The following is a 15,762-nucleotide window of genomic DNA, read 5'->3' on the forward strand; positions in this document are numbered from 1 at the left end:
ATCCGCTGTAGTTCTTACTCATCCTCCTTTCAGTACGCTAGTTCCAACGCCAGGTAAGGACGCCGAGCGAAGGGTCGTCGCGCTGGCGCTCGCCCAAAAAAAAAAGACATCGCGCTCACAAGGAGGAGGATTATGAACGCTCGAGTTTCGTGTCGTGACGCGTCGATCAAAAGCGCAAAGCGCTGTGTGCTTTTTCTTGCTTTGGTGCTCGGGCTTTCCGTTCATCTCGATGTCCAGGCGGTCGACATCACCGTGGTCGGTTCCGATGGAAGTCCGGTGGGCAGTTTCCGCTGGCTGATCGAGGAGGACGCCACCAAGGTTTCTCAACCGGGCGTGCCCGCCGAGCCGGGAACGAGCCTCGCGCTCGGCTTCCATACCAGTTATATGCCGCTGGTGGCCAAAGGCAACCAGGACAATGCGTCGAACATTCCTCTGAACCCTAGCAAGCGCTACTTCGTTTCCGTACTCCCGGATTCCGCTGCCACCAATCCCGGTTACACCATAGGGGGCGCTCCGATAGCGCCGGGCCAGTCCGCGGTAACCGTTTACGTCAATCGGTCGCCGATACCCACCGCGCAGATTTCGGTGTTCGTCTTCAACGATAACCGCCCCATCAACAACGCCCCCGACCTGCCCGAAGAACAGGGACTGGCCGGCTTCACGATCAAGGTCTACGAAGCAGGCGGAACCTATGGCCAGTCCGGAGGCGAGGTCACCCAGGATGCGTTCGGAAACCCGCTCGGCGCCATCCAGACCGATGCCAACGGTGTGGCCCTCATCAAGAATCTGGTGCCCGCCAAGTACACCCTCTTTGCCATACCGCCGACCGGTTCCGACTGGCACCAGACAAGCACGATCGAGGGCACAAAAGGGATCGATGCCTGGGTCAAGGCGAATGAACCGCCCTTCTTCACTGAATTCGGGCCGCCTGGGCACCATGTCTTCATCGGCTTCGTCAACAAGATCAACGATACGACGGTGCTCACCGGCGGCAGCACCATTAGCGGTCGGGTGGTCAACCTGCACACCTCGCGTCCGCCGGAATTCCCGTTCTACAACGGACACCCCTTTCCCAACTGCTGGGTGGGCCTGAACGACCTCGCCGTCGGCGAAGGCCAAGCCATCTTCGCTCAACCCTGCAATGCCGACAGCAGCTTCTCCATTCCCAATGTCCCGCCCGGCAATTATCAGTTGGTGGTCTGGGACGAGGCTCTGGATATCATCTTCGCTTCGCACGGCGTCACGGTGAACGGCGACGGTAGCTGCAATACCCCGGACGGAAGCTGCGACCTCGTGGAAGTGCCGGTGTTCGACTGGTTTTCCCGACTGGAAGGCAGTGTGTTCTACGACGCCAACGGCAACGGTTATCGCGACGACGGCGAAGTCGGCATGCCGGACCAGGCCGTTAACCTCCGCTTCCGCGACGGCAGCATTTACCAGTCCTTCCCCACAAAAGCGGACGGTTCGTACGGCTTCGAGGAAATCTTTCCCTTCTTCAACTGGCTAGTCGCGGAAGTGGATTTCGCCCGCTTCAAGGCGACCGGCGCCACCGTCACGGTCGACGCCGGAGGAGCGATACCGGCCAGTACCGAAGCGCGGGGCAAGCTCAATCCTCAACCGCAGTTCTGCACCGCCGCCGACGCCTTTGAAACCGGGTGCACAGTAGGCAACGAACTCGTGAATCCGAACACCGGCCACAATCTCTCGCGCACGGAAGCCGGACCGGTGCTGCTGGAAGGCATACAAGGCTTTCTCGGCCAGACCAGCGTGATCGACTGGGGCAAACAAGTCTATCCGATCGGAGAAAACGGCGGCGTGAGCGGCATTGTCCATTATCCGACCACTCGTGCCGAGGATGATCCGCGTTATGCCGCGGCCGAGAACTGGGAGCCGGGCATTCCGAGGGTGCAGGTCAATCTCTACCGGGACTGCAACGACGACGGCGTCATCGATAAGCCCGACTGTTCCGCCCTCGGCGCGCCCGGAACCTTCGTGCTGGCCGACGTAGACAACTATCCGTTCGGCTGGAGTGAAGGCAACGCGGCCAAGGGGCCTGAAGACATCGACCGTAATTCCAACGGGACTTTCGATTTGGGCGACGCGGTCGATTTCACCACCACCGACAGCTGGGACGACAACCTGCCTGCCGGCTGCCAGGGCGATATTTTCCTCTCGTCCACAGGCCAGCCGACCGACTGCTACGACGGTCTCCGCAACTTCAACCAGGTGCGGCCCGCCCTGTTCGATGGCGGCTATGCCTTCGGCGGTCCTGCCGGAAAACCCGAGCTGGCGGCCGGCACCTATATCGTCGCGGCGGTCACTCCGCCCGGCTACGAGCATCAGAAGGAAGAGGACAAGAACGTCGACTTCGGCGACGAATACACGCCCAGCCCCTTGCTTCTGCCGCCGGTGTGCGTCGGCGACCCGCACCTGGTACCGGCCGAGCTGAGTCTGTTTCCGGGCGTGCCCGGAGCCTACGCCGGGCAGACACGGCCTCTATGTGATCGCAAGCAGGTTCGCGTCGCTCAGGGCCAGAATGCGGCGGCGGATTTTTTCATGTTCACCGAAGTACCGATTGCGGGGCATATGGTCGGCATGATACTGGATGATCTGTCGAACGAGTTCGACCCGAACGCGCCAACGTTCGGCGAGAAATATGCCCCACCCTACCTTCCGGTCTCGATTCGCGACTGGACCGGCCGCGAGATCAACCGCGTGCACGCGGACCAGTGGGGCCGGTTCAACGCCCTGGTGCCCTCCACGTTCACCATCAATCCGCCCATACCCTCGGGGGTGGCGCCGAACATGCTGACGGCGTGCATGAACTCGCCAACCATGCCGGATCCGAACAATCCCGGCGGACACACATTGGACCCCTACTACAACCCGAGGTACAGCCAGTTCTGCTACACCTTCCAGTACATGCCGGGCAAGACCACTTATCTGGATACCCCGGTGCTACCCATCGCCGCGTTCGCTTCGCAGGACAAGTTTCCGCTCGATTGCGAGCAGCCCATTCACACGCCCATGATCTATTCGGTGACCGGCACCGCCAACGTCGGCCCTTACGTACCCACGCCAATCAGCAACACGGGGAATAACCGACGGTATCTGATCATCCGCTCGATGGGCTTGGTCGAAGTGCCGAATCCGGCCTATGACGGCACCAACGCGAAAACCATCGTGCGCGACCACGGTTTCGGCGATGCACAGGGCTCCGTATGGATCGGCAACACGATCCTGTCCTTCACGAACTGTACGCCGGCTTGCAGTTGGACCGACGATCAGATCGTCGTACGGGTCCCGCAAGGTACGACAACCGGGGAATTGGTCGTTACCCGCGCCAACGGCGGCGCATTCTCCGTGACCGGCGTCACCGTCACCGTCGGCGGGGCGGCCCCGATCGTCGTGAACGCCGGACAGTCCATCCAGGCGGCGATCGACACGGCCCCGAACGGCGCGCTGATCACGGTCGCTCCCGGCGAATACGACGAACTGCCGATCATGCACAAGAAGGTTCGCCTCCAGGGCTGGGGAGCCGGGTCAACCATCATCAACGCGGCCAAGTTCCCGTCCGAGAAATTGCAAAACTGGAGAAACAAGCTCGCCGAGCTTCTCGACACGAACCAGTTCAGTCTGCTGCCGGGACAGGAAGCCGGTCCGCCGGATCCCCAGGACAACGAGCCGATACTGTTCAACACCGAGGAAGGCGCGGGCATTACCGTGGTGGCCAACGTCGGCGAATTTGCCTCGGGCCCCGCGGCTCAAAGGGCGCGCATCGACGGCTTCACCATCACCGGTGCGGACCACAGCGGCGGAATATTCGTCAACGGCTATGCCCGCTATCTGGAGATCAGCAACAACCGCATCATCGGCAATAACGGCATCTACGGCGGCGGAATCCGCATCGGGAACCCGCAATTAATCAACGGCACCACCTATACCGACAACGAGAACTATGACGTCCGCATCCACCACAACCAGGTGGTCGAAAACGGCGCCAGCGGCGGTCTTGGCGCGGGTGGAATCACCGTCGCCACGGGATCGCGAAACTATGAGGTGACCGACAACTTCGTGTGCGGCAACTTCTCCACCGGAGACGGCGGCGGCATCGCGCATTTGGGACTCAGCAGTTCGAGGCTGGTGGATAATGGGTTGATCGCCCGGAACACCGTCGTTTTCAACCAAACCTTCAATCAGGGACAGAACGCTTCCGGCGGCGGCATCTTCATCGGCGGGCTGCCCGCCCTGGCCGCGGGCGAACTGAGCGCCGGCGCGGGTAACGTGACCGTGGACGAAAACCTGATCCAGGGCAATATGGCCGGCGCGGGCGACGGCGGCGGCATCCGGACCCTTTTCGTCAATGGCGCGGATGTTCTGGCGGCAAGAAATAACGCCGGCAGATGGTACCAAATACAAATCCGAAATAATCGGATCGTGGACAACATCGCCGGACTGGCGGGCGGCGGAATTTCGATGCAGGATACTGCCCGGATCGAAATTTTCCACAACACGATCGCCCACAACGACAGCACCGCGACGGCCGGCGAGGCCTTCAGTCCGGGCAGTCCGAACCGGTCCAACGCGCAACCGGCCGGAATCGTCTCGCGTGCCCACAGCACCGCGCTAGCGGCCGCGTTCGGTGCTCTGACCAGGAATCAGTACGGTGTCTTCTCCAATCCGGATCTCCTGAACAATATCGTGTGGCGGAACCGATCGTTCTTCTGGGAGATCGACAATAGCACCGACCCGGCCAGCTTCGGCCTGAGACCGGCGGTGGAGGCGGATGGCGTCACCGGGGCGGTATTCCACGATCTGGCGGTCCTCGGAACGGCCAGCACGGCCTGTCTGAATCCGCGGGCCAGCACGCTGACCTCGCTCAGCGGGCCGGAGGGATGCAGCTATCCCGGAGGTCTCCTCACTCCCAATAACACCAACAATCCGGGCTTCCTGGCCTCGTACTTCAACAGTTCGCCCGGACAGACGATCCAGCAACCGGAAGTCACGACGGCCTTGGCCACGGCACCGGCCTTCGACGAAGGCGGCAACTTCATCGATGTGCACTTCGGTCCGCTGACCCTGTTCAATCCGGCCACGGGCGAACCCTTCGGGGACTATCACCTGCCCTGATTCAGCTCGCCAATCCCGCCGGGCGGACGCCCGGCGGCACACCCAGACCCCATGGAGGAGGCAATCATGGATACGTCCGATCTTCGCATGCCCGTGAGGCTGCTGGCAGCCTCGATCGCCTGTGCCCTAACGCATACATCCCACGCGGGCGTGTACGTCCAGTGTCCGGGCGACATCAACGGCGACGCGGTCATAGACAATCCCGATCCCAATCATCCTCGCGCCGTATGCAAACATCTCGCGGCCGGTGACGGCTTCATCCGGATGGGCGACGACATCGAGAAACTGCAATACATTTTCGGCTTCAGCGACGTGACCGGCGTCCCGTCCGACCAAGTGATCGATACCGGGCTGCTGGCGGCAAATTTTCCGGCACCGACCATCTCGCTAAGGGAAGGCGACGAGTTTTACCTCACGCTCACCAACGTTGCCCTGGCGATACGCCCCGACCTGTTCGATCCCCATTCCGTCCATTTCCACGGGTTTCCCAATGCCGCGTCCGTGTTCGACGGCGTTCCCGAAGGCTCGATCGCCGTCAACCAGGGCGAATCGCTCACCTACTACTACAACATCGTGGAACCCGGCACCTTCATCTATCACTGTCACGTCGAGGCGGCGGAACACATGCAGATGGGGATGCTCGGCAATCTATACGTGCACCCGAGCCAGGACGGCACTTCCAAGACCTACGACGGAAAGACTTACACCAAATTCGTCTACAACGACGGCGACGGCTCGACCGGGTACGACGTGGAATTTCCGCTGCAACTCGGTTCATTCGACCCCGTCTTCCACGATCTCCACCTGAAAATACAGCCGCTGCCTTTCGCAAACATGAAGGACACCTATCCCATGATCAACGGGCGCGGCTATCCGGACACCGTCAACCCTGCCCAGTTGCCGACGCCCATCGATCCGGAAACCGGGGAAAGCGCCAACAACGGGAATCAGTCGCAGAAGGTTTCCTCGCTGGTCACGGCGAGCGCCGGACAACGCATCCTGCTGCGCATCTCCAATCTCAATGTCACCAATTTCTACACCGTGGCGGCGCTGGGGCTCCCGATGACCGTGGTGGGAACCGGCGCCCACATCCTGCGCGGTCCGACCGGCAAGACGCTCTACTACGATACCAGCTCCATCACCTTGGGCGGGGGCGAGGCCGTTGACGTTCTGATCGATACTCGCGGAATCGCACCCGGAACCTACTTCCTCTACACCACCAATCTCAATTATTTGAGCAACAACACCGAGGATTACGGCGGGATGATGACCGAGATCGTGATCAATTAGGAGCAGGAGCAGGACCATGAACCAGTCAGCTTGCATACTCGAAAGACTCTCCGTGGCCTCCGTGGCGCTATTGCTCGGCATCTTCGGGCATCCGGCGATCGCCCAGATCGACGGCATTACCGGGCCGACCTTCGACCTCACCGCCAAGGAAGACTACATCAGCACCGCCGACGGCAATACCATCCTCGCCTGGGGCTACGCCAACGGGAACGGGACCATGCAATATCCGGGACCGACTCTGATCGTTAACCAGGGCGACGTCGTCACCGTGACGCTGCACAACGCGCTGCCGCCGCATGGCGCCGACGCGCCCCTGCCGGTGTCCATCGTGTTTCCGGGACAGGAGGGCGTCACGGCCGGCGGCGGAAAGGAGGGATTGTTGACCCGTGAGGCCGATATCGCGGACAACCCGGCCACACCGGAAAACGAAGCGGTCGTGACCTACACCTTCACCGCATCCCGCCCCGGAACCTATCTCTATCACGCCGGCACCAGGATGGACCTGGAGGTCGAGATGGGGCTGATGGGCGCGCTCATCGTTCGGCCCAATTCGAACAACCAGGCCTACGGACACCCGGACAGCGCTTTCGATCAGGAATACCTGTTCCTGCTGAGCGAGATGGATCCGACCATTCACAGGCTGGTCGAGGCCGGCCGTCGGTCCGAGATCGACACCGCGGCTTACCACCCGGTGCATTGGTTCATTAACGGACGCAATAATCCCGACACGATGCTGAAAGCGGGCAACGAAACGCCCTGGCTACCGACGCAGCCTTATAACTGCTTGCCCAGGATGCATCCCGGCGAAAAACTCTTGCTTCGCATCATCAATGGCGGCCGCGACCTCCATCCGTTCCATCATCACGGCAACAACTCATGGTTGATCGCCCGCGACGGCAGGCTGCTGGAAAGCGCGTCCGGGACGGGGCCCGATCTCGCGGTTTCGGACTACACCATTACGACGGCGCCCGGGGAAACCTACGACGCGATCTTCGAATGGACCGGAAAAGGGCTCGGCTGGGACATTTACGGGCACCAGCCGGGCGATCCCCTGCAGCCGAACGAATACGCGCCCGACCACGGCAAGCCGCTTCCGGTCGCGTTGCCGGATCCCCAACTCGCCGTGACGATTGGCGAATTCTGGAGCGGCAGCCCATATCTGGGACAGTTCGGAATATTGCCTCCCGGTGCGGGCGGCAAGAACCTCAATGCCGGCTATTTCCACATGTGGCACTCCCATACCGAGCGGGAGCTTACCAATGACGACATATTCCCGGGGGGGATGATGACCATGGTGATCATCGAGCCACCCGGCGTGCCGATTCCTTGATCGAGGGAACGAAATCATGAGCAGCAAAAAATGGAAACTGGTATCCGGTATGCGTCTCCCGCCGTTATCGGTGCTGGCGATCGCCTGGAGTTCGGCGTTCGGCGCGGAATACTGGCTGCGAGCGGACACGGTCGACGTGATGATGCCGGATGGTGCGACGATACCCATGTGGGGATTCGCGCTCGACAACGAAACATTCGATTCGGGCAACCCCGCGACCGTGCCGGGACCGACGCTGACGGTCCCGCCGGGCGATGGAACCCTCACCGTTTACTTAAAGAACAATGGATTGCCCGAGCCGGTCTCGATCGTCATACCGGGGCAAATCGCGAGCATGGCGCCGGTCAAGGTCAACGACGCCAACGGCAGGCCGCGCGTCCGTTCGTTCACGGACCAGACTTCGGCCGGCGAAACCAAGACCTATCGCTGGACCAATCTCAGGCCGGGGACTTATCTCTATCACAGCGGCACCCACCCACAGGTGCAGGTGCAGATGGGGCTGTACGGGGGGCTGAAAAAAGACGATGCGGGCGGACGGGCTTATCCCAACGTCGACTACGACAACGAAATCATGCTGCTCTACAGCGAAATCGACCCGGCGCTGCATGCCGCCGTTGCCGGCGGCACCTATGGCGGTCCCGCCTATCCCAGCACGATCGATTACAAGCCAAAATACTTCCTGATCAATGGCGAGCCGTACGACGCGAACAGCCCGCCGCCGTTTTCAGCCGGGGCAGCGGGAGAAAGGACTCTGATCCGATTCCTGAACGCCGGCTTGCAGACGCATGTTCCCGTACTCCAGGGACTCGACATGCAACTGGTGGCCGAGGACGGCCATCCTTACCCTTATGTCAAGACTCAGTACTCGGCGATGCTGCCCGCCGCCAAGACGCTGGACGCCATGCTTACTCCGACCCCGGGCCAGGACGGCCAATATGCGATCTACGACCGCAGGCTGAATCTGACCAACGGCATGCAGCCCGGCGGCGGCATGCTGGCTTACCTGACGGTGGGCGCGGCTGCGCCGGGCGCGCCGGTTGCCGCTAACGACGGCCCCTATACGACGAATGAGGATACGCCTCTTTCGATCGCCGCCCCGGGCGTACTGGGCAACGATACCGGGCCATCGCCGCTCGCCGCCGCGCTGGTGAGCACCACCAGCAAGGGCACTTTGAGCCTCTCGGCCGACGGCTCGTTCACCTATACGCCGACCGCCGATACCTCGGGCATCGACAGCTTCAGCTATAAAGCCATCAGCGGGAGCATAAGCAGCAATGTAGCGATGGTGAGCATCAGCGTGACCCCCGTGAACGATCCGCCGCTGGCGCGGAACGACGCGTACAGCATGATTCAGGGTGGAACGCTGAATATCGCGGCCCCCGGGGTGCTGGCTAACGACAGCGATCCGGATGCGGGCGATACGCTCACGGCGGTGAATTTCGGCACGGCGTCGAACGGCACGGTCACCGGCAACACGAACGGCGGTTTTACCTACACCCCGACCGCCGCTTTCACGGGTACGGCGACGTTCGCTTATCAGGCGCGGGACAGCAGCGGGGCCGCCAACAGCACGAGCGCCCCGGCGACCGTCTCGATCACGGTCAATCCCAATCAGGCGCCGTTGGCGCGCGACGATACGGCGACCACCAGAACGAATACGACGGTGCTTATCAATGTCATCGCCAACGATACCGACCCGGACGGCAGTATCAACCCGAGCACGGTCACCATCGTGACCCAGCCCAACCGGCGCGGCACGGCAACACCCAACGCCAATGGCACGGTGACCTACACGCCGAGACTCAATTTCAGGGGTAGCGACGCGTTTACCTACACGGTCAGGGACAACCTGGACACAACGTCCAACGTCGCGACGGTTCGGGTGAATGTCACGCGGTAGGAAATGATTCATGGGAGGAGTGTCATGAGAACACAGGGGCGTGTTTCTGTGCGTCGCTATCGGATCGGCTATCTCGCTTCGGGAATGCTGGTCGTCATGAGTTGTGCCGCCGTCATCGCTGCCCGATGGCCGGGCGATTCCGCGCCGGGGGTCGCCGGTCGGGGGCTCAAACCGGTTGCAGAGATTCCGACTGAGCTGGAGAAACGGTGGGGCATCCGGCTCTTGGGCATCAGACTTTCGGCGGCGGGCAATATGCTCGATTTCCGCTACCGTATCATCGATGCCGGAAAGGCCGCTCCGATGGCTGACCGGACGCTTAACCCCTACGTGGTGGATCAGAAGACCGGCAGCCGGCTTTTGGTGCCCACCGCGCCGACCGTCGGCTTTCTGCGCCAGACCAGCGCAGCTCCCCTGGAGAACCGAACCTACTTCGCCTTGTTCGCGAATCCCGGCAGACAAATCGAAGCCGGCGATAAAGTCACGGTGGTGATTGGTGACTTCAGAGCAGAAAATCTGGTCGTGGAGTGATCGCGATGCGTGTTTCAAATCTCCGCAGACCAGTCAATCGCACCGTCTCGATTCTACTGCTCGCGACCTTTGCCGGCCCGGTCACGCACGCCGGCGCCATCGATCCCCGGCTCGATGCGGTCTTGCGAACGGCAAAGCCGAATGAGTCCATCGCCGTGATCGTTACACTGTCCGACCGAGTCGAGTTAGGCGACTTCAAGGACAAGGACAAACGGCTCCGCAGAAGTAAAATCACCAAAGCGCTCAAGGCCAAGGCGAATCAAAGCCAGAAATCGCTGAAAGCCTTTTTGCAAAGCCAGGGGGCTCAGCGCGTCCGGCAGCTTTGGTTGATCAACGGGATGTCGTTTGCCGCCAAAGGGAGAGCGGTTCTAGAAGTGGCCAGGCGGCCGGAGGTCGAGCGCATGAGTCTCGACCAGACGCTGGAAGCGCCGACGGCAAGCGCCGGCACTCAGGCCGCTCCCGAATGGAACCTAAACGTCATCCATGTTCCGGAACTATGGGCGATGCAGCACACCGGACGTGGGATCGTGGTCGCCAACATGGATACCGGAGTGGATGCGAATCATCCAGACCTCGGCAGTCGCTGGCGGGGCGGCGCGAACAGTTGGTACGACCCGCACGGCGAGCACGCCACCCCCTACGATGGCCACGGACACGGCACCCAGACCATGGGCATCATGGTCGGAGGGAGCGCCGGCGGCACGGCCATAGGCGTCGCTCCAGGGGCCGAATGGATCGCGGCCAAACTGTTCGACGATGCCGGACAGGCGCAATTCAGCGATATCCACCTGAGCTTTCAGTGGCTGCTCGATCCGGACGGCAACCCGGATACGTCCGACGCGCCCGACGTCGTCGCTGCCTCGTGGGGCTTGCAAGGCACCACGGACCGGTGTGTCCTCGAATTCGCGAACGACATCCAGGTCTTCAGGGAGGCGGGTATCGGCCTCGTGTTCTCGGCCGGGAACGAAGGTCCGATCTCTTCGAGCAGCGTGAGTCCGGCCAATAATCCCGAAGCCTTTTCGAGCGGTGCGGTGGACGACACATCGGTCGTGGCGAATTTCAGCAGCCGTGGGGCTTCGGCCTGCGATGGCGGCATCTATCCTCAATTGAGCGCTCCCGGTGTCGACGTCAACACCAGCGATTTGTCGTTCGGCGGGCTGCCTATTTACGCCACCGTCTCCGGCACGTCCTACGCCGCTGCTCATGCCGCGGGCACGATGGCCTTGCTGCTCGAAGCGTTTCCGAATACGGGCATAGCGGTCCTGGAATCGACCCTGCGGCAATCCGCCCAAGACCTGGGCGAGTCCGGTGCCGACAACAGCTACGGCTACGGGCTGATTGATGCCAAGGCCGCGCATGATTACCTGCTCGATCATCCGCCCGGCGGCGGCCACGCGCCTGCAATTACCTCGACCCCGGTGACGACGGCCACCCAAGGGCAACGATACACCTATACCGTAACGGCCAGCGACCCCGATGGCGACACGTTGATTTTTTCGCTCGACAGCGCGCCGACGGGCATGAGCATCGATGGCGGGACGGGGCTTATCTCCTGGATTCCGAACGCCGATCAAGTGGGCGCCAACAACGTGACCGTGAAGGTCGCCGATTTCGGCGGGCTATCCACGACTCAGACCTTTACGATCAACGTGGCCGACGTTAATGATCCGCCCGTCGCGTCAAACGATGCCTACAGCACGGTCGAGGGCGGGACCCTCTCGATCGCCGCGCCCGGCGTGCTCGGCAACGATAGCGACCCCGACGGCGACTCGCTCAACGCTGTTCTGGCCGGCGGCGTTGCCCATGGAAGCCTGAACCTGAATGCCAATGGCAGCTTCAGTTATACGCCGGCCGTCGGCTTCACCGGCACCGACGGCTTTACCTATCGAGCCAATGACGGCACATCGTCGAGCACGCCGGCGACGGTATCCATCACCGTGGCCGCCAATAAACCCCCGGTGGCGGCGAACGACTCGGCAACCACGCGCAGAAACACCGGCAAGCTCATTGCCGTACTGGCCAACGATTCCGATCCGGACGGCAGCCTCGATCCCGCGACGGTAACGATCTCCGCGAAACCCGATAAAGGCGGGTCTGCCGTCGCCAATGGCGATGGCACGATCACCTACAGGCCGAGGCTGCGCTTCACGGGCACGGAGGTTTTCAGGTACACGGTCAACGACAACCGGGGCGCCGAATCCAATGCGGCTACCGTTACGGTGAACGTCACCCGGTGAGGAGGCAAAGGACATGAACGGAACAGATTGTCGCCGCCTCGTTTCGGTTTGCCTCCTTCTCACGGCGGGGACGGCGTTTGCTCCCTGCGATGCGGGCTCTTACGATAGGGCTGCTTCCATTTCCTTTCAGACCGGCTTATCGTACGTGATTCCGGAAATCACGCTGGTCGATCAGGGCGGCCGGCGCGTTTCCTTATCTTCCCAGCTCGATATCGATAGGCCGGTCGTCCTCGATTTCGTCTTCACCAGCTGCACGACGGTCTGCCCGATATCCACGGCGCGCCTGTCCAAGCTTCAGGCGCAGCTGACCCGCCAGCGAGCAAAATTCCGCCTGATTTCGATCTCCATCGATCCGGAGCACGGTACGCCGGAAGCGCTTAGGCAGTATGCCCAAGAGTTCGGCGCGGGTCCGGATTGGCGTTTTCTTACCGGCGATGCGGCCAGCGTTCTCGCCGTTCAGAAGGCTTTCGACGCCTACCGGGGCGGCAAAACCTATCACCCTGCGTTGACGTTCATGCGTTTTCCCCACGACCCGCGATGGCTCCGTTTCGAAGGGTTGGTGAGCGCCGACACCCTGCTCCATCACTTCTTGACCCTCGCTCCGGACAACGTCGCGGCCAAGTGATGTTCACGCTACGGCAACGCCGCCCGATCGACGCCATGAAAGGAAGCTTGCTGACGCTTCTTGCGGTCCATTCATGTGTCGCATCTGCGGCTGCCACACCAACGCAGACCATTGGGATAAACTTGGGGATGGTCGAATGGGGCAAGCGAATCTATCGCGAAGGAGTTCTTCCTTCCGGGCGTCCCCTGCATGCCTTGGTTCAGGACGATGTGACGCTGACGGGGAGCCGCGCCGCGTGCGTCAATTGCCATGGACGCAGCGGGTTCGGCTCCGGCGAGGGACAAGCCGTCGCGCGGCCGATCACCGGACCTTCGCTTTATAACCCTGCGTACCCCCCTCACCCGAAGATGCATGGCTCCGGGTCTCAAAGCGCACTGAGCCGCCCCGCGTACACGGACGAAACGCTCGCCACAGCCCTCCGAACCGGCATCGACATGACGGGACGCCGACTCAACCCGCCCATGCCGCGTTATACGTTGACCCGGACCGAGTCCGACGCTCTGATCGCTTATTTGAAAACGCTGTCGACGGCCCCATCTCCCGGAGTCAACGATCAAACGATTCATTTTGCGACGGTAGCGACCGAGGATGCGGAGCCGGCGAAACAAAAGGCAATGCTAGATGTCTTGGAGGCTTTCTTTCGGAACAAGAATGCCGAAACACGACGCGAGACCCTGCGGGCCGAGCGTGCCCCATGGGATATGGAGCGTGAATACAAGGCCTACCGAAAGTGGCGGCTACACCTGTGGACGTTGACGGGGCGTCCGGAAACCTGGCGCGCTCAACTCGAGGCCTATTACCGCACACAGCCGGTCTTTGCGCTGCTCAGCGGGATCGGGGCGGGGGCTTGGCAGCCGGTCCATGATTTTTGCGAGCGGCACGAAGTTCCCTGCCTGTTCCCGAACGTGGACTTTCCCGTCTTCTCCGAAAACGGCTATTACGCTTTCTACTTTTCTCGCGGCGTGACCCTCGAGGCGGACGTACTGGCCAGGCATCTCAGCGAAGCATCCGAGAGATCCCTGCCCGGTCCTATCGTCCAGATTTTCCGCAACGACAAAACCGGCAGAATCCCCGCCGACGCCTTTCGGAAGGCGATGAAAGCTAACGGAAACGCTAGGGTCCGGGATGTCGGTCTCGACCCAGCCGCCAAACCGACCGCGGATTTTTGGCGCACTTTTCTGAAACGCGAGCACCCTGCTCTGCTCGTCCTCTGGCTCCGAGATTCGGATTTGAGAGGCCTGGAGAGCCTGGCCGCGTCTGTACTGGCCCCCGACCGGATCTATCTTTCTTCAACCCTGTCGAACAAAGCGTCCTCCTTCCTTGCGGCCGATTCGAGAACCAAAATTCGCTTCGTTTATCCGTTCGAATTACCGGAGGCGCTTGATCGGCGGTTGTTGCGACTCAAGGCGTGGCTGAAGCGTAGGAAGCTCGAGCCCATCGACGAACGCGTTCAGGCGAACACTTATTTTGCCGTGACCAAGGCGGGAGCCGCGTTGATGCATATGGTCGATCATTTTTCACGTGACTATTTCGTGGAAAAGATCGAACATGAAGTGGATACGACCATAGCCACGTCGGTTTACCCGCATTTGAGCCTCGGCACCGGCCGGCGCTTCGCATCGAACGGCGCTTATCTGGTCGAGCCTGATGTGGAAAGGAACGAGACACTGGTACCCGTCAGCCGCTGGATCGTTCCTTGATCCGAGGTTCTGTAGTCGAACGCAGGCTCACTTAAATGCGAATTAAGGGCTAATTGAGCAAGCGCCAGCCCGATGGTGTCTCCTGAGGGGGGGCCGCAACACCCCTTGGAGACACGACCATGGACTGGCAAACCCAACTCATTACGGTGTATCTGACGGTATGCGAGCTCTATCGCCGCGAGCTCTGGATCCATATCCAACGCTTCGCACCGTATGCCGATCTGCGCTTTACGGATGAAGAGGTCATCACCCTCTATCTGTTTGGCATCCTGCAGAAGCAGCGCGAAATCAAAACTCTCTACACTCATGCCGACCGCTATTGGCGCGACTGGTTTCCGCATCTGCCCAGCTACGGCGGCTTCGTCCAGCGCCTGAATCGGCTCGCCGACGTGTTTCCCGCGCTGTTGGAACGCTGGAGTCCAGCTGGCGCGCCCGCCACCCCGATCGGGGTCGCCGATTCCTTCAAGGCGGTGCTGGCCCAGCAGGCCCGGCGGTATACCGCCAAGGTTGCCAAGGACCTGGCGGCGAGCGGCTATTGTCCGACCAAGACGCTCTACTACCACGGGGTGAAAATCCACGTGATCGGCGATGAGCGGCCGGGCACCTTACCCCGGCCCCGCTATATCGCGCTGACGGCGGCGAACCTGAACGACGGCCCGGTGCTCGAACAGATTGCCCCGAGCCTGGGCTATCGAAATCTGTTTGCCGATAAGGCTTACGAATACCTGTCGCGCCAGACCTCGCTCCCGTTCACGGTCTTCACGCCGGTGCGAAAGACGCCGGGACAGGCGCATCTCGATGCCGCCGACCGGTTGTATTCCACGGCCGTGTCGCGGGTTCGCCAACCCATTGAAGCGCTGTTTAACTGGATTCAGGCGAAAACCGGTATCGAGGCGGCCAGCAAAGTCCGTTCCTCGCGGGGACTCCTCGTTCACGTCTTCGGCCGCCTCGCGGCTGCCATGTTCCTGTTGAACCAGTGGCCGGACAGCCCTTAATTCGCATTTAAGCGAGTGTCATTGTCC

9 protein-coding genes are annotated in these 15,762 nt (G+C 61.5%); all 9 read left to right on the plus strand.

Features of this window, described 5'->3' with window-relative positions; all coding sequences use genetic code 11:
• The first annotated feature begins 132 nt into the window (after positions 1–132).
• The 9 genes from JOD69_RS19900 (at position 133) to JOD69_RS19940 (ending at position 15,735) form a co-directional block, all read left to right on the plus strand.
• Entirely contained in the window at positions 133–5,130 is a 4,998-nt protein-coding gene (locus JOD69_RS19900; RefSeq protein WP_086132900.1) for a hypothetical protein, read from the plus strand.
• A 66-nt stretch (positions 5,131–5,196) separates the two neighbouring features.
• A complete protein-coding gene (locus JOD69_RS19905; RefSeq protein ID WP_168183691.1) occupies positions 5,197–6,420 on the plus strand; it encodes a multicopper oxidase domain-containing protein in 1,224 nt (407 codons plus the stop codon).
• A 16-nt stretch (positions 6,421–6,436) separates the two neighbouring features.
• Positions 6,437–7,750: a multicopper oxidase domain-containing protein gene (locus tag JOD69_RS19910; protein WP_086132898.1), complete on the plus strand. Its 1,314-nt coding sequence runs from the start codon at positions 6,437–6,439 to the stop codon at positions 7,748–7,750.
• A gap of 16 nt (positions 7,751–7,766) precedes the next feature.
• Complete coding sequence (locus tag JOD69_RS19915) at positions 7,767–9,650, plus strand: Ig-like domain-containing protein (protein ID WP_086132897.1); 1,884 nt, start codon at positions 7,767–7,769, stop codon at positions 9,648–9,650.
• A 24-nt stretch (positions 9,651–9,674) separates the two neighbouring features.
• Positions 9,675–10,178 (plus strand): hypothetical protein, encoded by a 504-nt coding sequence (locus JOD69_RS19920; protein ID WP_139840968.1) that lies wholly within the window; start codon positions 9,675–9,677, stop codon positions 10,176–10,178.
• 5 nt (positions 10,179–10,183) lie between these two features.
• Positions 10,184–12,415: an Ig-like domain-containing protein gene (locus JOD69_RS19925; protein ID WP_077732151.1), complete on the plus strand. Its 2,232-nt coding sequence runs from the start codon at positions 10,184–10,186 to the stop codon at positions 12,413–12,415.
• Between the two features lie 13 nt (positions 12,416–12,428).
• Positions 12,429–13,040, plus strand: coding sequence for an SCO family protein (locus tag JOD69_RS19930; RefSeq protein ID WP_086132895.1), 612 nt, complete (start codon positions 12,429–12,431; stop codon positions 13,038–13,040).
• Positions 13,041–13,168: 128 nt separating this feature from the next.
• Complete coding sequence (locus tag JOD69_RS19935) at positions 13,169–14,740, plus strand: c-type cytochrome (RefSeq protein WP_086132894.1); 1,572 nt, start codon at positions 13,169–13,171, stop codon at positions 14,738–14,740.
• A 119-nt stretch (positions 14,741–14,859) separates the two neighbouring features.
• Positions 14,860–15,735, plus strand: a complete 876-nt coding sequence (locus JOD69_RS19940) for a transposase (RefSeq protein ID WP_086132893.1) — start codon at positions 14,860–14,862, stop codon at positions 15,733–15,735.
• The last annotated feature ends 27 nt before the right edge of the window (positions 15,736–15,762 follow it).

The sequence above is a fragment of the Methylocaldum sp. RMAD-M genome, assembly GCF_017832375.1.
Classification (GTDB): domain Bacteria; phylum Pseudomonadota; class Gammaproteobacteria; order Methylococcales; family Methylococcaceae; genus Methylocaldum.